14 protein-coding genes are annotated in these 17,181 nt (G+C 72.8%); 1 reads left to right on the forward strand and 13 read right to left on the reverse strand.

The features are described 5' to 3' along the window. Window positions 1–9: 9 nt before the first annotated feature. The 13 genes from AB0B41_RS15345 to AB0B41_RS15405 all read right to left on the reverse strand — a co-directional run bounded on the left by AB0B41_RS15345 (window position 10) and on the right by AB0B41_RS15405 (window position 15,785). Window positions 10–1,137 (reverse strand): FAD-dependent monooxygenase, encoded by a 1,128-nt coding sequence (locus AB0B41_RS15345; RefSeq protein ID WP_358203298.1) that lies wholly within the window; start codon window positions 1,135–1,137, stop codon window positions 10–12. Continuing rightward, complete coding sequence (locus tag AB0B41_RS15350; RefSeq protein WP_358203301.1) at window positions 1,134–1,718, reverse strand: flavodoxin family protein; 585 nt, start codon at window positions 1,716–1,718, stop codon at window positions 1,134–1,136. The genes AB0B41_RS15345 and AB0B41_RS15350 overlap by 4 nt, the downstream gene beginning before the upstream one ends. Beyond that, entirely contained in the window at window positions 1,715–2,857 is a 1,143-nt protein-coding gene (locus tag AB0B41_RS15355) for an NADH:flavin oxidoreductase/NADH oxidase (protein WP_358203303.1), read from the reverse strand. Before AB0B41_RS15355 ends, AB0B41_RS15350 begins: the two co-directional genes overlap by 4 nt. Continuing rightward, window positions 2,854–4,059 (reverse strand): acetyl-CoA C-acetyltransferase, encoded by a 1,206-nt coding sequence (locus AB0B41_RS15360; RefSeq protein WP_358203305.1) that lies wholly within the window; start codon window positions 4,057–4,059, stop codon window positions 2,854–2,856. The genes AB0B41_RS15355 and AB0B41_RS15360 overlap by 4 nt, the downstream gene beginning before the upstream one ends. 40 nt (window positions 4,060–4,099) lie before the next feature. Continuing rightward, window positions 4,100–5,092 (reverse strand): phosphotransferase family protein, encoded by a 993-nt coding sequence (locus AB0B41_RS15365; RefSeq protein ID WP_358203308.1) that lies wholly within the window; start codon window positions 5,090–5,092, stop codon window positions 4,100–4,102. After that, a complete protein-coding gene (locus AB0B41_RS15370) occupies window positions 5,089–6,744 on the reverse strand; it encodes an AMP-binding protein (protein ID WP_358203311.1) in 1,656 nt (551 codons plus the stop codon). The genes AB0B41_RS15365 and AB0B41_RS15370 overlap by 4 nt, the downstream gene beginning before the upstream one ends. Continuing rightward, window positions 6,734–9,034 (reverse strand): hydantoinase B/oxoprolinase family protein, encoded by a 2,301-nt coding sequence (locus AB0B41_RS15375; protein WP_358203313.1) that lies wholly within the window; start codon window positions 9,032–9,034, stop codon window positions 6,734–6,736. The genes AB0B41_RS15370 and AB0B41_RS15375 overlap by 11 nt, the downstream gene beginning before the upstream one ends. Continuing rightward, window positions 9,034–11,163: a hydantoinase/oxoprolinase family protein gene (locus AB0B41_RS15380; protein ID WP_358203316.1), complete on the reverse strand. Its 2,130-nt coding sequence runs from the start codon at window positions 11,161–11,163 to the stop codon at window positions 9,034–9,036. Before AB0B41_RS15380 ends, AB0B41_RS15375 begins: the two co-directional genes overlap by 1 nt. 44 nt (window positions 11,164–11,207) lie before the next feature. Further along, on the reverse strand, window positions 11,208–12,107 hold the full coding sequence (locus AB0B41_RS15385; protein WP_358203318.1) for an enoyl-CoA hydratase: 900 nt from the start codon (window positions 12,105–12,107) through the stop codon (window positions 11,208–11,210). Further along, window positions 12,104–13,387 (reverse strand): acyl-CoA dehydrogenase family protein, encoded by a 1,284-nt coding sequence (locus AB0B41_RS15390; protein ID WP_358203320.1) that lies wholly within the window; start codon window positions 13,385–13,387, stop codon window positions 12,104–12,106. The genes AB0B41_RS15385 and AB0B41_RS15390 overlap by 4 nt, the downstream gene beginning before the upstream one ends. Next, entirely contained in the window at window positions 13,384–14,223 is an 840-nt protein-coding gene (locus tag AB0B41_RS15395; RefSeq protein WP_358203322.1) for a CoA-transferase, read from the reverse strand. Before AB0B41_RS15395 ends, AB0B41_RS15390 begins: the two co-directional genes overlap by 4 nt. After that, a complete protein-coding gene (locus AB0B41_RS15400) occupies window positions 14,220–15,017 on the reverse strand; it encodes a CoA-transferase (RefSeq protein WP_358203324.1) in 798 nt (265 codons plus the stop codon). The genes AB0B41_RS15395 and AB0B41_RS15400 overlap by 4 nt, the downstream gene beginning before the upstream one ends. 129 nt (window positions 15,018–15,146) lie before the next feature. Further along, the gene (locus AB0B41_RS15405) at window positions 15,147–15,785 is read right to left on the reverse strand and encodes a TetR/AcrR family transcriptional regulator (RefSeq protein WP_358203326.1); all 639 of its coding nucleotides are present in this window, start codon (window positions 15,783–15,785) and stop codon (window positions 15,147–15,149) included. Window positions 15,786–16,531: 746 nt separating this feature from the next. Here AB0B41_RS15405 and AB0B41_RS15410 point away from each other — a divergent pair. Beyond that, window positions 16,532–17,181, forward strand: a 650-nt coding sequence (locus AB0B41_RS15410; RefSeq protein ID WP_358203328.1) for a leucine zipper domain-containing protein, incomplete at its 3' end; no start/stop codon positions are given.

Genomic DNA, 17,181 nt, shown 5'->3' on the forward strand with positions numbered 1-17,181 from the left:
GATGCGGCCCTACCGCAGCTCCTCGTACGCCCGGATCATCTCCGGGTTGTTGCGGCGGAACTGCTCGTAGCGCACCCGGCCGGTCCGCATGATGTATTCCAGCGTCATCGTGGTGAGGTCGCGGGGCGGCCGGGTCTGCAGGCCCTCGTACCAGCCGATGCTGCGCAGCGCCGCCCGCTGGAAGGCCTCGGCGTTGCTCCGCCGGCTCTCCTCGTAGCCGCGCAGCCCGCGGGACACGTCCCACTCGGCGGCCTTCAGCGCATCGACCAGGTACACGGCGTCGCGCATCGCGAAGCGGGTGCCCGAGCCCAGCGAGGGATGGACGGTGTGCAGCGCGTCGCCGAGCAGGGTGACGTTCTCGTGGCTCCACGATCCGGTGCACCGGACGAATTTCGGCTGGAACCACAGCGACTTGTTCGTGTAGAGGGGGTGCCCGTCGAGCGAGTCGGCGAACATCGCCTCGCAGCGGCGCCGGGACTCCTCCTCGTCGAGGTTCTCGAACCCCCCGGAGCGGAAGACCCGCGGGGTCAGCTCGACCACGAAGTTGCTCCGGTCGGCGGCGTACTGGGAGGCGTGGCTGACGGCCACGCCCTCCGGGCGTCGCAGCACGATGATCGACGGGGCGGTGAACAGCCGCGAGGTGCCGTACCAGGCGAACCAGTTGTTCCCGTAGCTGATCTCCGGCTTGAACACGTCGGCGAAGATGTCGCGCACCCGGCTGTTGACGCCGTCCGCCCCCACGACGAGGTCCCAGCCCTCGAGCTCCGTGGGGTCTTCGAGGCGCTGATCGAAGGCGAACGTCACGCCCTCGGACCGGGCCCAGCGCTGCAGGGTAGCCAGCAGCTGGATCCGCCCGGTGCGGGAGAAGGTGGACGCCGTGACCCGCAGCGTCTCGCCGTCGAGGCCGACCTCCATCTGGTCGGTGACGTCGATGTCGGCGGCGAGGTCGTCGACCACGTCGGGGGCCGAGGGGCGCAGCGCGTCGAGGGCGGAGTCGGTCAGCCCGATGCCCCAGCCGTAGCTCGCGCCCTCCGGGTTCTGTTCGACCACGTGGACCGTCAGGTCCGGCCGGGCGCGCTTGAGCAGGATGCCGAGGAACAGCCCGCCCGGGCCCCCGCCGACCACCAGGATCTTCATCGCGCCACCTCTTCCGGCACGCGCTGCCAGCGCTGCGTGCACACCGCCACCCGCCGCCCGAGCGCCGCCGCCGTCGCCAGGTCGCTGTCGGGGGTGCCCTCCAGGCCCAGGTCGGTGTCGGACTTCGCCATCGCGCCCGCGTACCCGCCGAGCCGGTTGAGGCTGTACGGGGGCGCCGAGCCGGAGCCACCGCCGTCGGGGAGGCCCAGGCCCACCCACACCATCCCGTGCTGCATCGCGAACAGCATCAGCTGCACGAGCGTGCTCAGCTTGTCGCCGCTGTAGCCGCCGGAGTTGGTGAAGCCGGCGGCCAGCTTGTCCTTCCACCCCTGCTTCAGCCAGATCTCCGACGTGGCGTCGAGGAACGCCTTGAAGGGGGCCGAGGGACCGGCCATGTAGGTCGGGCAGCCCAGGACCAGGGCGTCGTAGGGGTCGAGCACGTTCGGGTCCCGCGCCGCGTCCTCGGCGAAGACCAGCCGCGCCGTGGTCCCCGGCACCGTGAGCGTGCCCTCACCGACCGCCCGCGCGAGCGCGGCGGTGTGCCCGAACCCGCTGTGGTAGACGATTCCTACAGATGTCATCGGTCGGCGTTCCTTCGTTCTCGGACCGGGCCGCTGCGGGGCCAGGCGCCCTTGAGGTACTGGGTGGGGTACGGCGCCGCGTCCCGCGGTACTCCGAGCTCGGCGGCGGCGCGCAACGGCCAGGCGGGCTCGCGCAGCGCGACCCGTCCGAACAGGACCACGTCGGCGGAGCCCTCGACGAGGATGTCCTCGGCGTGCGCGGGTTCAGTGATCATGCCGACCGCCGCCGTCGGCAGCCCGGAGAGCTTGCGGACCTCCCGGGCGAACCCGACCTGGTAGCCGGGGCCGACGGTGACCCGTTCCTGCGGCGCGACGACCCCTCCGGAGGAGACGTCGACGAGGTCGACGCCGAGCGGCCCGAGCCGGCGGGCGAGCTCCCCGGTCTCCTCCAGCGTCCAGCCACCGGCGGCCCACTCGCTGCCGGAGAACCGGACGGACAGCGGTTTGCCCTCCGGCCAGGACGCGCGCACGGCGGCCACGACCTCCCGGAGGAACCGGGTGCGGTTGTCGAAGGAGCCGCCGTAGCCGTCGGTGCGGAAGTTGGACAGCGGGGAGAGGAATTGGTGGATCAGGTAGCCGTGGGCCCCGTGCAGCTCGAGCAGGTCGAAGCCGGCCCGGTCCGCCCGGGCGGCCGCGGCGCCGAAGGCCGCGACGACCGCGGCGATCCCGTCGTGGGTCAGCTCGTGCGGGACGTCGAGCCCGGGATACGCGATGGGGGAGGGGCCCACCGGGGTCCAGCCGCCGTCGGCCGCGGGGATGGTCCCGTCCCGCTTGAGCGCCATGGCGAAGGTCGACGCCTTGCGCCCGGCGTGGGCGAGCTGGATCCCGGCCGCCGCGCCCTGCCGGTGCACGAACGCGACGACCCGGGCCCACGCCTCGGCCTGGGCGTCGTTCCACAGGCCGGTGTCCTGCGGGCTGATCCGCCCGTCCGGGGTGACCGCCGTCCCCTCGGTCATGACCAGCCCGAACCCGCCCGCCGCTCGCCCGCCGAGGTGGACGAGGTGCCAGTCGGTGGGCACGCCGTCCCGCTCCGCGACGCTGTACTGGCACATGGGGGAGACCCACATCCGGTTGCGCACCGTCAGCTCGCGCAGCCGCAGCGGCGTGAACAGCAGCGGTGGTTCGGTGGCCGTCGTCATGTCAGCCGCTCCAGCAGCACGGCCATGCCCTGCCCGCCGCCGACGCACATGGTGACCAGCCCGGTCTCCTTGTCGTGGTGGCGCAGCGAGTTCAGCATGGTGGCGGTCAGCCGGGCGCCCGTCATGCCGAACGGGTGCCCGACGGCGATCGCCCCGCCGTTCACGTTCAGCTTCTCCGGGTCGATGCCCAGCTCCCGCTGCGAGGCCAGGACCTGCGCCGCGAAGGCCTCGTTGATCTCCACCAGGTCCACGTCGTCCAGGCTCATGCCCGCGGTGGCCAGCGCGTTGCGGGTGGCCTGTACCGGCCCGACGCCCATGATCTCCGGGCTCAGCCCGGACACACCGGTGGCGACGATCCGGGCGAGCGGGGTCAGGCCGAGCCGCTGCGCCTCGGCGTCACTGGTGACGACGAGGGCGGCGGCGCCGTCGTTGAGCGGGCAGCAGTTGCCGGCGGTCACCGTGCCGTCGGGCCGGAAGGCCGGTTGGAGCCCGGCGAGCTTCTCGGTCGTCACGCCCGCGCGCGGCCCGTCGTCCGCGCTCACGACGGTCCCCTCGGGCGTCGTGACGGGGCTGATCTCGGCCGCCCAGAAGCCGTCGGCGATCGCCTTCTCGGCCAGGTTCTGGCTGCGGCAGGCGAACTCGTCCTGGTCCGCGCGGCTCACCCCGTAGCGCTGCGCCACGTTCTCCGCGGTCTGGCCCATGGCGATGTAGATGTCCGGGAGCTCGCCGGCGCCGCGCGGGTCGGTCCAGGGGCCCGCCTGCTCGGTGCGGGCCCGGGCGGCGTCGAACAGCGGGTTGGTGGTGTCCGGCAGGAAGTCGCTGGAGCCCTTGTCGAAGCGGCTCACCGTCTCCACGCCGGCCGCCACGAACGCCGAACCCTCGCCGGCCCGGATCGCGTGGAACGCCATGCGGAGGGTCTGCAGGCTGGAGGCGCAGTAGCGGGTCACGGTGGTGCCCGGCACGGAGTCGAGCCCGAGCAGGACGGCGACGACCCGCGCCATGTTGTAGCCCTGCTCGCCGCCGGGGCAGCCGCATCCGAGCATCAGGTCGTCGAGCCGGTCCGGTTCGAGGGCGGGCACCTTCTCGAGAGCGGCGCGGACCATCGCCGCGGCGAGGTCGTCGGGCCGCATCCCGGCGAGCGCTCCCTTGCCGGCGCGGCCGATGGGGGACCGGGCGGCCGAGACGATCACGGCGTCGGGCATGGGTGTCTCCTCGTGGTTGCGGAGGATGGTCGGAGGGGGCTCACAGATGGTTCAGGGCGGCGGCAGCGAGGAGCTCGGCCTCGGTGTCCAGCCGGTCGACGTCCACGGTGGACCCCGCCCCGGCCCCGCTGCGGTACCGGTCGCGCACGCCCAGCGTGATCGCCGCGAGCCGCCAGGCCGCGAAGCCCCGGTAGTAGTCGAGCCTCCCGAGGTCGGCGCCGGTGCCGGCGGCGTAGCGCTCGGCCAGCTCGGCGGCGGTCGGGAAGCCTTCGAGCTCGCTGCCGCCGGGGAGGAAGCCCAGCTCGGGTCCGGGCTGCCAGTACAGGAGCAGCCAGCCGAGATCGGTCAGCGGGTCGCCCCGGGTGGAGAGCTCCCAGTCCAGGACGGCGCGGATCTCCCCGGTCGCCGTGACGATCACGTTGTCCAGCCGGAAGTCCCCGTGCAGCAGGGCCGTCAAGGACGCGGGCAGGCCGGCCCGCAGCGCCCGGTGACCCTCGCGCAACAGCTCCGAGGTCTTCTCCGCGCCGGTGATCACCCCGGACCAGCGGCGCAGCTGCCGGGCGAGGTACCCCTCGGGCCGGCCCAGGTCGTCGAGCCCGACCGCGGCGGGATCGGTCCGGTGCAGCGCGACGAGCTGGTCCACCAGCGCGAACCCGAGGCTGCGCCGGGCCCGCGGGTCGAGGGTCGCGGCCGCGGCGGTGTCCCGCAGGACGCCGCCGTCCACGAACTCGGTGACGAGGAAGGGGGCGCCGATCGGATCGGGGTCCTCGCACAGCGCGAGCGGGGCCGGGACGTGGACCGCGGAGCCGTGCAGCGCGGACAGGATGCGGTGCTCGCGGGCCATGTCGTGCGCGCCGGCGACCTCCACCTTCGCCGGGGGCCTGCGCACCGCGACGCGCCGGCCCGCGCCGTCCGTGACGCGGTAGGTGAGGTTGGACCGGCCGCCGGCGACCAGCTCCGCGGTGAACGGCGGCTCGAAGCCCAGGCGACCGCGCAGCCAGGGGCCGAGCCGACCGACGGGCAGGGTGGTCATCCGCGCTCCCTCGCCAGGATCGCCGCGATGTCCTCCCGCAGGGCCTTCTTGGCGACCTTCCGGACGTTCGTCACCGGCAGCGCGTCCCGGACCTCCACGCGCTCGGGCAGCTTGAACTTCGCCAGCCCCAGCCCGAGCAGGTACTCCGCCAGGTCGGGCACCGTCGGGGCCGCCGCCCCGGCCCGGGGCACGACGTAGGCGCAGAGCCGTTCGCCCAGCTCCGGGTCCGGCATGCCGACCACGGCCACCTCGGCGACGGCGGGGTGGGTGACCAGCAGCCGCTCGATCTCGTCGGCGTGGATCTTCTCGCCGCCGCGGTTGACGTTGTCCTTGATCCGCCCCTCGATCGAGTAGAACGTCGTGCCGTCGACGTCGTGGGCGCGGGCGAGGTCGCCGGTGCGGTAGTAGCCGTCCTCGGTGAAGGCGCGGGCGTTGTGCTCCGGCGCGGCGTAGAAGCCGGGGATCGTGTACGGGCCGCGGCAGATCAGCTCGCCGACCTCGCCGGGGGCGACGTCCTGGAGCTCGTCGTCCACGATCCGGACCTCGTCCAGCGGGTGGATCGGGGTGCCGACGGTGGTCAGCCGGGCCTCGTACGGGGCGTCCCACGGGGTGCACATGATCAGCCCCTCGCCCATGCCGAACACCCCGATCGCCCGGATGCCCAGCTCCGACTCCAGGCGCGCCGCGTACTCGGGCGTCTGCGGCCCGACACTGAAGCGCCGCAACGTCCGCAGCGCACCGGCGTCGGCCTCCGGCGACTCGAGCAGCCGGTAGGCGACGGTCGCGTTCGCCACCATGTCGGTGGCGCCCTCCCGCTCGATCGTGCGGGCGATCGTGGCCGCGTCCGCGCCCGGGGCGAGGACGAGCGTGCCGCCGGCGAGCATGGCCGGCAGCACGCTGAGCGCGACCCCCGCGTTGTGCACGACGGGCAGGGCGTGGATCGAGACGACGTGCTCGTCCCAGCCCCAGCGCTCCACCCAGGCCCGGGCGTTGCAGACGTAGTCGCAGTGCACCCGGGGGATCAGCTTCGGGGTGCCCGTCGTGCCGCCGGAGAGCTGCAGCACGGCGAGGCCCTCGGGATCGGGCCGGGGGAGGGCCCGCTCGACCGGTCCGTCGAGCAGGTCCTGCAGCGCGAGGCCCCCGGGCACCCGCCCGCGGACGGTCAGGACGCGGGTGCCGTGGGTGTCGCGGAGCCGGGCGGCCGCCGCGGGCAGGTCGGACCGCGCCCAGTCCGCCTGCACGAGGTGGGCGCGGGCGCCGGAGATCGTGCAGAGATCGGCGATGTCGCGCTCCCCGTGCTGGGGCAGTGCGCAGACGGGCACCAGGCCCGCCCGCACCAGACCGTAGAACGCGACGATGGTCTCGACGACGTTGGCCGACTGCACGACCACGACGTCGCCCGGGACGAAGCCGTGGTCGAGCAGGCCCAGCGCCACCGCGGTGGCCGAGCGGTCGAGTTCGGCGTAGGTCAGCCGCCGCTCGGCGTCCACCACCGCGGTCCGGTCCGGGAACCGGAGCGCGGTGGAGGCCAGCTCGGCACCGATCGAGGTGTCCGTCCAGGCACCGGCCGACCGGTAGCGAGCCGCCCGGTCGGCCGGCCACGCCGGGAAGGGTCGTTCGGCCCGCGGGACCGCGGGAACCTCAGTGGGCATGGGCGTGCTGCCCCGCGAACGTGTCGGCCGGCAGGGGGTGGTCGGCGGGCACGACCTGGCTGAGCAGGGCGGTCGCGCAGCCCGGGCACAGCACCTGGCGGAACACCACCGGTTCGTCCACATAGGTCGACGGGTCCGCCCACACGTGCGGGCCGGCGCCCGAGGGTGCCGTCTCGAGGCGCGGCAGTGCGGCCAGATAGGCCTCGCCGAACGTGCCCAGGCCGGTGCCGCAGTGCCGGCAGCGGACGGTCGCGCCGTCGAGCACCTGGTTCGCGTCGAGCTCCGCACCTTCCACGGTGGACGCCGCGCTCGCGGCGGCCCCGGTGATCCCCGCCGCGCTGCGCCGCTCGGCACGCGCCGCCTCGCGACGGGCCTCGGTCGCCGCGGCGTCGACCTCGCCGTCCGCGGTCAGGACCACCCCGTAGACGTCGGCCGCCGCCTCCGCGGACACCTTGGCCTCGATCACGTCCTCGGCCACGGCCGCCGGGTCCCGCCGCAGCGGATCGCCGTAGCCGCCGCCGCTCTGCCAGTGCACGAAGATCGCGTCCCCGAGCCCGATCCCGGTCTCGACCTCGCCGCCCATGATGTCGCGGGTGCCGCCGACCTCCTCGAGGCTGCGCGGGACGCGGCCCGCGGCGAGCAGGTTCCACGCGTCCGCGCCGCGCAGCACCATGTCGAGCTGCGTGTTGCCGGGGTAGCCGCCGGCCAGGCCGGCGTTCATGGTGGTGGCCTTGCCGGAACCGGAGAACACGCCGCCGAGCGGGGCCGGCGTGTCGTGCGGGACGATGCACACCGAGCCGGACACGCCGCCGCGCTGCGCGCCGGGGCCGCCCGAGTCCGTCTCCTCGCGCCGCCACAGCAGGAGAACGGGGGAGGTGAACTCGGTCATCTCGGCGTCGGGCGCGCGCCCCATCGGGATGACGAACATGCCGCCGGTGTCCACACCGTCCCGGTCGACGCCGGCGCCGTAGCCGCCGGCCATCGTGTCCATCACCAGCGAGACGAACGGGTACTGCCGCTGGTCGACGCCGGCGAGCGCGACCATGTCGAAGGTCCCGCCGCACACCGACTGCACGGACTTGCGGGAGGCCGGGCGCGCGTCGAGCATCTTGGCCAGGCACTCGTTGACGAGGTTGCCGGCGGCCCACGCCGGGCCGACCGGCCCCTTGCCGACGGCGGCCGGGAAGGACGCGTTGATCATCGTCCCTTCGTCCGCGATGATGTCGAAGCAGCGCATCAGCCCGCCGCCCGCCCACGGGATGTCCCCGGCGAGCACCGGGAGCAGCGCGGACATGATCCCGGCCCGGACCCCGGAGTACGGGCAGTTGATCATGCCGGTCTGCTCGGCGGTGCCCCGGAAGTCGAAGGTGAGCGTGTCGCCGGACTTCGTCATGGCCAGCACGATCTTGTAGATCCCGCGGTCGCCCTGCCCGGAGTGCTCCTGGTAGCCCTGGGCGTGCCAGGTGCCGTCCGGCAGCTCGCGCAGCTTGGCGCGCAGCCGCTCCTCGGCGTCGTCCATGATCCGCTTCATCACGGCCTTGACGGTGTCCGGGCCGTAGGTCTCCAGCAGCCGGCGCAGCCGGGTCTGGGCCGTGATGTTCGCGCCGACCTTGGCCCTCAGATCCAGCGACAGCAGCATGGGGGTGCGCGAACGCCGGGTCCACATCTCGGCGACGTCGCGCTGGAGCACGTTGTTCCGCACGACCTTGATCGGCGGAGTGGGCAGCGACTCCCAGAACACGTCCTGGGCACGCGGGGTCCACGAACCGGGCGCGACCCCGCCGACGTCGAGCTGGTGGGCCACGGCCGAGGACCAGCCGAAGAGCTGCCCCTCGAAGAAGAACGGTGCGTACACGGTGGCGTCGTTCTGGTGCAGGCCCCCGCCGACCCACGGGTCGTTGCAGAGGAACATGTCGCCCTCGTCGATGCCCGGGTTCTCGGCGCGGTTCTGCAGCGTCCAGTACACGGCGAGATCGAGCGAGGCGGAGAGGAAGGTGTTGTACAGACCGATCTGCACCTCCTGGCCCACCTCGTCGCAGAGAGCGAAGTCGAAGTCGTTGGCCTCGGTGACGACCACCGACCCCGACATCCGCTTGAGCGTCTCGCCCATCTCGTCGGTGACGGACCAGAGGCGGTGCCGGACGACCTCGTAGGTCAGCGGGTCCAGGTTGTCGACCGCGTCCTGGCCCACGGTGTGCAGGCGCAGGTGGGGGGGCACGCCCGCGCGCAGGACGTCGGGATCGACGGGGCGGCTGTTGAAGATCTCGGAGCCGGGAACCGGGTGGGTCATCAGGCCTCCTCGGTGGCGTGGGGCAGGACGCTGTGGGTCAGGACCAGGTTGCCGAAGCGGTCGATCTCGGCCGTGTCGGAGTGCGACACGGCGACCGTGGTCGTGGGCACCTCGACGATCGCGGGCCCGGTGAACCGGTGGCCCGGGTGCAGCTTGCGGTAGTCGTAGACGGGCGTGTCCTCGACGCCGCGCCGGGGATCGAGCAGGGCGCGGCGGGTGCCGGTGAGCGCGTCCTCGACGGTCTCGCCGTCGGCGGGGTCGGCGTCGGGCAGGGTGACCGTCGAGGGCAGCACGCCGGTGGCGTGGACGCGGTAGGTGATGAACTGGAACCCGGCGGCGGAGAAGCCGGTGCCCTCGCCGAAGGTCCGGGCGTAGCGGGTCTCGAAGTTCGAGATCACGTCGGCGAGGTCGGCGTCGGTCAGGGTGCCCGCGGGGACCGGGGTCGGCAGCTCGGCGAGCTGCATCGTGTACCGGACGTCGACCTCGCGGCGGAGCTCGATGTCCACCAGGTCCACGCCCTGGCGTTCCAGGGCGGTCCGGGCCTCGGCCTCGAGGTCCTCGAAGGTCTTGGTCACGGCCAGCGCGGGCACCGGGAACGTCCCGGGCTCGGAGACCTCCTTGACCACGCCGACGTTGCTGGCCGCGAGGCCGTAGGCGGAGAACGCGGCGGCCGAGGGGCCGAGCGGGACGACGGTGGACTGCACGCCCAGCTCCGCGCCGTAGGCGAAACAGTGCACCGGGCCGGCGCCGCCGAAGGCGTACATCACGAAGTCGCGGGGGTCCTCCCCGGACTCGACGACGACCTTGCGTACCAGATCGGAGGTCTGCGCGTTCTGCACCGCGAAGATCGCGGCGGCGGCCGCCTCCACGTCGAGCCCCAGCGGGTCCGCGACGTACTCCTTGATCGCCGCCCGGGCCTGTTCCAGGGACAGCTTCTTGCGCCCGCCCAGGAAGTTGTCCGGGTTGAGGATGCCGAGCACGAGGTCGGCGTCGGTGACCGTCGGCTCGGTGCCGCCCTGGTCGTAGCAGGCGGGGCCAGGGACGGCCTGGGCGCTGCGCGGGCCGACCCGCAGGTTGCCGCCCGCGTCGAGGTGGGCGATCGCGCCGCCGCCGGAGCCGATGGCCTGCACCTTGAGCATCGGGACGTCGATGATGTGTTGGTTGATCACCGTGGTGGTGGTCTGCAGCGGGGCGCCGTCCACGACGAGGCCGACGAGGAACGTCGTGCCGCCGACGTCGGTGCAGATCACGTTGCGGTGCCCCAGCTGCTCGGCGAGCCGGGTCGCGCCGGTGACACCGCCGGAGAGCACCGAGCCGACCGTGGTGATCGCGGTCTTGGGCGCCTCCTGCGCGGCGAGGGTGCCGCCGGTGCCCTGCATGACCAGGAGCGGGCCGCGCAGGCCGTGACCCCGCAGCCGGTCGGTGAGCGGCTCCAGGTAGCGCGAGAGCGTCGGCCCGACCTGGGTGCTCATGATCGTGGTGGCGTTGCGGGAGAACTCGCGGATGCGGGGGGAGAGCTCGCTGGACAGCGTGACGTACATGCCCGGGGCCTGCTCGTGCACGAGGTCGCGCAGCCGGCGCTCGTGCGCGGGGTTGCGGAAGGACCAGAGCGTGGACACTGCGATGGCCTCGACGTCCTCGGCCAGCAGCTCGCGGATCGCCCGGCGGGCGTGGTCCTCGTCGAGCGGCACGATGACCGAGCCCTTGTAGTCGATCCGCTCGATCACCTCCTTCGCCCGCCGCTTGGGGACGAGCGGGGCGGGCTTGCGGGTGGCGAGGATGTCCTGCACCTGCTCGGGGCCTTGGCCTGCGTATCGGCCGACCACGTTCATGATGTAGATCGAGTCGCGGTGTCCGACGGTCGTCAGCCAGCCGACGCGGCCGACGTCACCGATCACCAGTGCGTTCAGCGTGGAGGTGGTGCCGTGGGCCACGTAGGACGTGTCCGAGAGCAGCCCCTCGAGGTCCGTGCCGATCCGCCCGGCCAGGTCCTCCAGGACGTTGACCACGCCCTCGGCGTAGTCCGGCGGGGTCGACGGGGTCTTCGTCGAGACCATGGTGCCGTCGTCGCGGGCCGCGACGGCGTCGGTGAACGTGCCCCCGACGTCGATTCCGATCACATAGGACATGTCGTGGCCTCTCCGCGCGTCGGTGCGTGGGTGTCTAGTAGCGATCATGCTCGCGCACCCCGGTCGGCGCGGCGCTTCTCGCGGACCTCGTCGCCGGGCTCGGCGGCGGGGAACGTCTCCTGCAGGGCGGGCGGGATGCCGGCCGGGTCCAGGCAGATCCCGTACCGCTCCAGGTTGTGGGTGTGGGCGAGCTGGTGCAGCGAGAACGCCGCCCGAATCGCGGACGGCTGGCCCTGCAGATCGACGGCCTGGTTGACCGCCTCCTTGGTGAGCCGCAGCGCGAACATCGGCTTCGCGGCGATCCGCCGCGCGAGGTCCATCGTGTACTCGGCGAGCTCGGCGCGCGCGACGACCTGGTTGACCATGCCGAGCCGGTGCGCCTCCTCCGCGTCCCACGAGTCCGCGGTGAACAGCAGCTCCTTGGCCTTGCGCGGCCCGAGCTCCCAGGGGTGGGCGAACCACTCGACCCCGCACACCCCCATGGCGACGACGGGATCGGCGAAGACCGCGTCGTCCGAGGCGACGATGAGGTCGCAGACCCAGGCGAGCATCAGGCCGCCGCCGATGGCGCGGCCGTGCACGGCCGCGATCGTGGGCTTGGGGATGTTGCGCCAGCGGGCGCACATCTCCAGGTAGATCTCCTCCTCGCGAGCGACCCAGCCCTCGGCGCCGGGCTCACCGTAGCCGCCCCACGTACCCACCTGGTCGAACTCCGGGTGCCACACCACGTCGCGCAGGTCGTGGCCTGCGGAGAAGTGCAGGCCGTCGGCGGCCAGCACGATCACCTTCACCGCGTCGTCCCGGGCGGCCTGCTCGAAGGCCGTGTTGAGCTCATAGGTCATCCGGACGTCCTGCGCGTTGCGCTTCTCCGGCCGGGCGAGGGTGATCACGGCGATTCCCGGTTCGGGGATCTCGTAGCGGACGGTCTCCATCTCGGGGGTCATGCAATACCTTCCGTATCCAGGGCGAACCGGCGCCGGGCACTTCGGCGCATCGTGGGCAGGTGCTCGGTAGGGACGCCGTCGGCGGGGGGCTTGTGGTCGCGCAGCAGGAGCCGGGCCGCGCTCTGCCGGTGGACCTCGTCGGGCCCGTCGTAGATCCGGGCGGCGCGGGCCCGGCGGTACATCGACTCCAGCGGCAGGTCGGCGGAGAACCCGAGCGAGCCGTGGGCCTGCACGGCCCGGTCCACGACGTCGTGCAGCACCTTCGCGCCGTGGAACTTGATCAGGGCGATGTCGGTCCGGGCCGCCTTGGCTCCGAGCGTGTCGATCTTCCACGCGGCGTGCAGGGTGAGCAGCCGCGCCGCGGCGATCTCGGCGGCCGACTCCGCGATCCAGTTCTGGATCGTCTGCTTGTCCGCCAGCACGGACCCATGCGTGAACCGGTAGGTCGCGCGCTCGCAGAGCATCTCGAACGCCCGCTGGGCCTGGCCGATCCACCGCATGCAGTGGTGCAGGCGGGCCGGGCCGAGCCGCTCCTGCATGATCGCGAACCCGCGGCCCTGCTCGCCGAGCACCGCACCCGCCGGGAGCCGGACGTCGGTGAAGACGACCTCGCAGCGGTTCTCGATCTGCGCGGGCCTCGGGTGCGGGTTCTCCATCGTGGCGATGTCGCGGCGGATCTCGATGCCCGGGGTGTCCCGGTCGACGATCACCACGGTCGCCCGGTCCCGCGGCGCCGCATCGGCATCCGACACCGCCATCACCAGCAGGAAGTCGGCGAGCGAGGCGTTGGTGGCGAACCACTTGTGCCCGTTCAGAATCCAGCTGCCCCCGTCGGGGACCAGCCGGGTGGTGAGCAGGGTCGGGTCCGCCCCGGCGCCCGGCTCGGTCATCGCGACCGCCGAGCGGACCGTGCCGGCGAACAACGGCTCGAAGTAGCGCGCCTGCTGCTCCGGCGACCCGTGGGCGGCGAGCAGCTCCAGGTTGCCGGAGTCGGGCGGGGACGTCCCGAACAGCAGCGGGCCGACCCGCGACCGGCCGACGATCTCGTTCATCAGCGCCAGCCGCAGCTGTCCGCGGCCGGTGCCGCCGTGTGCCTCGTCGAGGTGCGCCGCCCACAGCCCGCGCTCCTTGACCTGCGCGATCAGCGGCGCGGCGACGCGGTCGAACTCCTCGCGCGGGAGGTCGAGCGCCTCCAGCGGCACGGCCTCGGTGTCGATGAACTCCCGGATCCACGCCAGCTCGCGCTCGGTCTCCGGATCGGTGCTGAAGTCCCAGCTCACGGCAGCAGCTCCCGCTCGCGCTCGGCCAGCTCCGCCAGGAGCCCGGGAGGCGGGGACGGGCTGTCGAGCCGGCGCACCCCGAGCGGGTCGAGCCGCTCGCGGATCCAGTGCAGCTCCTCCTCCGACGGCGGCCGGGTGGCCGGGATCGTCCCGTCCGGAGGGAGCAGCTCGAACCCGGTGGCCTGCTGAACGTCCTCGAAGGTCACGCCCTGGTGCAGCGACCGCACCCGCATGCCGGCCCCCGTCCGGTCGAAGTCGAAGACCCCCAGGTTCGTGACCAGCATCCGCGGGATTCCGAGGGTGAGCCCAAGCCGGTCGCGGTCGGGCCCGAACCCCAGCCCGCACCGGAAGTCCACCTTCTCGACGAGCGCGCGGGGGGTGTGCTTGCGCACGTGGAAGGTCATCCCGGCGAGCCGGACCATGTCGTCGGGGATGCCGCGCGAGCCGATCATGGCGACCTTGGGCTTGCGCCAGTCGCCGAGCACCGAGATGTTGCAGGAGCCGGTGCGATCCACCTGGACCGGGCCCATGGTGATCGCGTACTTGCCCGCGGAGATGAAGTCGAACGCCTCGGTCCAGTCCGAGCCGCGGGCCGCTGTCGGCGAGGTGATCCACTCGTCGTTGAGCACCTTCGGGGTGGGGACGCAGTCGAAGCCCGCCATGCTCCCGCCGGCCATGAGAACGATCTCGGGGGCGTAGAGGGCCTTCGCCAGGCGGGCGGCGATGTCCCCGCAGACGGTGGCGCTCACGGCGATCACCTCGCCGCGGTAGATGTCGCCGAGGACGGTGATCACCTGCTCCTCGACGGTGAACTCCGGGTCGACCGCACTGCTCATGCGGGGACTCCCTTCGCGGCGTAGGCGCGGACCCACTCCCGGTCGGCGCAGTGCGCCACGTAGTCCCCGGCCTGCGCGTAGTCCAGCGGGTGGTCGGGGTAGAGCGCCGTGAACCCGGCCCCGCCGGGCACCTCGGCGACCGCGGACACCCAGAGGCGGGAGATCGTGGTCTCGCGCTCGGACATGCCTTCGAGCCGGTCGACCACCCGCTCCGCCGTGACGTACACCGTCCGGGCCGCGCGGGCGAGCTGGGCGTCGAGGAAGCCGTCGCCGGTGATCCGCACGTTGCCGAGCGTGTCCACCTCGTTGGCGTGCAGGAACAGCACGTCCGGGTGGATCGCGGGCACCGCCGTCAGCTCCTCGCCGGTGAGCGGGCAGGGGAAGCGGCGGAACGGGATCCCGGGCAGCTCCATCAGGTCCACGCCCAGCCCGCTGAGGGTCGGGGCGAACGGCACCCGGCGCGTCGCGGCCTCGACCCCCGCGATGTACATCGCCTCGGTCCACTCGACGGCGGGGAGGCCGGCCTTCTCCCGGGCGTACCGGAAGTTGGGGGACAGACCGAGCGCGTCGAGCCCCACGTAGGCGTAGTCGAGCTGCTCGACGCGTCCGGCCCCGAGCAGCAGGTCGACCTCCGGGCCGGCGAGGAAGACCGACAGCCGGACGGGCGTCTCGCGCGCGGCGAGCGCCGCCGCAGCGGCCATCGGCTTGCGGACCATCCCGCCGCCCCCGAAGGAGACCAGCGCGTGCGGCGGAACCGCGGCGACCATCTCGTCGAGCGAGGAGACCTTCTTCATCGCACCTCCGACTCTGGAGTTGCAAAAACAACTGACGAGTCGGAAACGTAGAGGCCGCGGTCACACCTGTCAAGACACGAAGAACGGCCGCCACCTCCTGGGGTGACGGCCGTGTCGGGGCGCGTAAGGCTAGCGGAGGTGTTTCTCCAGGTAGGTGAGGTCCGCGCGGATGGTCGCGAGCGCCGCCTCGGGGCTGGACCGGGCCTCCGGCCGCGCGACCGACCGGACGGCCATCTCGGCGAGCTGGTCGGCAAGGGCCTGTGGGTCGGCGTCCGGCGCGTCGGGCCGGTACCACCAGGCGACCCAGTTGCAGGAGCCCACGATGGACAGCGCCGCAGTGCGCTCGTCGAGCGGCCAGAACTCGCCGCGAGCCACTCCGTCCGCGATGATCCCCCGCATATGGGCGAGGATCGCGCGCTTCGCGGACTCGTGCCGGTCCCGGAAGGTCGCCGGCAGCAGGTGCTCCGAGCGGTCGAGGAGCCGGAATCGGGCGGGGTGCTCGCACACGCGCAGCGCGACCGAGCGCACCGAGCGGGTCAGCCGGTCCGCGGCGCTGCCCTCGTCCGCCTCCAGTTCCGCGAGCTCGACGGCCGCGGTCTCGGTGAGCCCGGAGACGAGCATGCCCAGCAGCTCGTCCTTGCTCTTGATGTAGTTGTAGAGCGACGGGCGGGTGATGCCGATGGCCTCGGCGATGTCCTGCAGCGTCGTGCCCTCGTAACCGCGCTCGGCGAACAGGCCGGCCGCCCTGTCCAGCAGCTCGTTCTCCATCAGGCGACGTCGCGAGCCGGTCCCTGCCACCGCAGCCCTGTCCTCTCCGCTCGACCACGGGCGTGTCAGTCAGCCCGAACTACACGCTAGACCTGGACCCGAGGAGTCGACGCGGCTGCGTCCAGCGACGCCGCGGCGGTCGCCGAAAGCGGCGGTGTCACAGTCACCCACCCCGTGGGCGATCAACGTCGCGCGTTCACGACGTCCGGCCGCCTTGTCGATGTCGGAGTCAGCAGGTGAGTCGATAGTGACCGGACCGTAGGTGGTCGTGTGCCTTGCTGGCCTACGAAGAGCTGCTTGACGAAGATCGACGGGCTTAGGCGGTCTCGACGTGTGCATCCAGCGCGCTCGTAGCGTCGGAGGACGATGATGGCCAGGTCGCGTCGACCAGGGGACTGCCAAGGTGATCACTGAGAGCGCCGTCTACCAGGACGTGGACGCCGTGCCCCTCACTGGCGTCTCGCACAACCCGAGCCCACCGGTCTCGCCGGGCTGGGGGCGCGCCCTGGTCCCAGCCGCGCTCGAGCCGCGACCCGGCGTCGTCGACCCCGGGGTACCTCACCACCCGGCTCGGCAGCCGGAGCCTGTTCTATGCTCCAAGGAGGTCCCGCCGGAGCTCGCGGCCTAGGTGTAGCGACCCATCACGTTGTTGACAGGTCGTCCGGCGTGGCGGCTTGATCGAGGGGAGGGCCTCCGGGAGGAGTGGGTGTGTCTGACGCACCGACTCACCACCGAGGAGGCCCTCCGTGGGGCACCGTAACGCGCGCACCACCGTGCACGGCCGCAGGCTCATCATCGAACGCTGGCAGGGCGGCTGGCCGGCCGCGCGGATCGCCGAACAGCTCGGGATCTCCCGGGCCACCGTGCACAAGTGGATCCGCCGCTTCCGCGCCGAGGGCTGGGCCGGGCTAGAAGACCGCCCCTCGCGCCCGCACACCAGCCCCACCCGCACCCCGCCCGAGACCGAACAGCGGATCCTCCAGCTACGCGCCAGTGCCCGCCGCGGGCCGGTGTACCTGGCCGGCCAGCTCGGGCTGGTCGCCTCCACCGTCGGCCGGGTGTTGCGCCGCCACGGCGTCGCCCCGTTAGCCGCCACCGACCCGATCACCGGTGAGCCGATCCGGCGCCGGCACTCCGGGGTTCGCTACGAACGCCGCGCCCCCGGCGATCTGCTGCACGTCGATGTCAAAAAGCTCGGTCGGGTGCCCGACGGCGGCGGCTGGCGGCTGCACGGGCGCCGCGAAGCCGTCCGCGGCCGCACGGTCCATGGCCGCGGGCTCGGCTACGACTACCTGCACGTCGCCGTGGATGACCACTCCCGGCTGGCCTACGTCGAAGCCCACCCCGACGAACGCGACGCCACCTGCGCTGGGTTCCTGCACCGGGCGGTGGCCTG

Source organism: Pseudonocardia sp. NPDC049154, from assembly GCF_040648315.1.
Taxonomy (GTDB): domain Bacteria; phylum Actinomycetota; class Actinomycetes; order Mycobacteriales; family Pseudonocardiaceae; genus Pseudonocardia.

Bases quoted from the DNA above. Each gene is read 5' to 3' on its own strand.
- AB0B41_RS15370 (WP_358203311.1), bottom strand. From the start codon at position 6,744: ATGCCCACTGAGGTTCCCGCGGTCCCGCGGGCCGAACGACCCTTCCCG.
- AB0B41_RS15405 (WP_358203326.1), bottom strand. From the start codon at position 15,785: ATGGAGAACGAGCTGCTGGACAGGGCGGCCGGCCTGTTCGCCGAGCGC.
- AB0B41_RS15375 (WP_358203313.1), bottom strand. From the start codon at position 9,034: ATGACCCACCCGGTTCCCGGCTCCGAGATCTTCAACAGCCGCCCCGTC.
- AB0B41_RS15385 (WP_358203318.1), bottom strand. From the start codon at position 12,107: ATGACCCCCGAGATGGAGACCGTCCGCTACGAGATCCCCGAACCGGGA.
- AB0B41_RS15365 (WP_358203308.1), bottom strand. From the start codon at position 5,092: ATGACCACCCTGCCCGTCGGTCGGCTCGGCCCCTGGCTGCGCGGTCGC.
- AB0B41_RS15355 (WP_358203303.1), bottom strand. From the start codon at position 2,857: ATGACGACGGCCACCGAACCACCGCTGCTGTTCACGCCGCTGCGGCTG.
- AB0B41_RS15395 (WP_358203322.1), bottom strand. From the start codon at position 14,223: ATGAGCAGTGCGGTCGACCCGGAGTTCACCGTCGAGGAGCAGGTGATC.
- AB0B41_RS15400 (WP_358203324.1), bottom strand. From the start codon at position 15,017: ATGAAGAAGGTCTCCTCGCTCGACGAGATGGTCGCCGCGGTTCCGCCG.
- AB0B41_RS15360 (WP_358203305.1), bottom strand. From the start codon at position 4,059: ATGCCCGACGCCGTGATCGTCTCGGCCGCCCGGTCCCCCATCGGCCGC.
- AB0B41_RS15350 (WP_358203301.1), bottom strand. From the start codon at position 1,718: ATGACATCTGTAGGAATCGTCTACCACAGCGGGTTCGGGCACACCGCC.
- AB0B41_RS15345 (WP_358203298.1), bottom strand. From the start codon at position 1,137: ATGAAGATCCTGGTGGTCGGCGGGGGCCCGGGCGGGCTGTTCCTCGGC.
- AB0B41_RS15380 (WP_358203316.1), bottom strand. From the start codon at position 11,163: ATGTCCTATGTGATCGGAATCGACGTCGGGGGCACGTTCACCGACGCC.